General features: G+C 61.1%; 1 pseudogene. It reads left to right on the forward strand.

The window, feature by feature from the left end:
• Nucleotides 1-440: pseudogene (locus EOA86_RS38130) on the forward strand (TonB-dependent receptor); the annotation flags it as partial.

The raw sequence follows: 440 nt of genomic DNA on the forward strand, positions 1-440 counted from the left end.
GCATATGGGACACCAACAGCGGGACATTCACCACCGGCGTGAGCGCCTTCGGCCAGCAGGACGGGTTCGAGTACCTCGGCTACATCAATTACGGCCGTGGCGGTAACTTCACCGCCGGCAACGGCGAGGGGATGCCGGGGACCGGCACCGATCTAATCAGCGGGTTAGCCAAGGTCGCTTACGAGAGTGTCGAGGGCCATCGATTCGAGCTCAGCCACGAGCGGGTCCGCGACGACGCGCTACGCCCCTATCGCGCCAATGTCTATATCAATCGACCGGGCCGGGAACCCGAATTGCGGAACTACGACCTGCGCCGCCAGAACACGGTCTTTACCTATACGGATACGTCGCCGGAAGGCTGGTGGGACCCCAAGATCGTGCTCGCCTATAGCAAAACGCAGATCGCAGCACCTGAATATTTCTTCGACGTTGTGTCGCCC

Source organism: Mesorhizobium sp. M5C.F.Ca.IN.020.32.2.1 (assembly GCF_004023105.1).
Classification (GTDB): domain Bacteria; phylum Pseudomonadota; class Alphaproteobacteria; order Rhizobiales; family Rhizobiaceae; genus Mesorhizobium; species Mesorhizobium wenxiniae.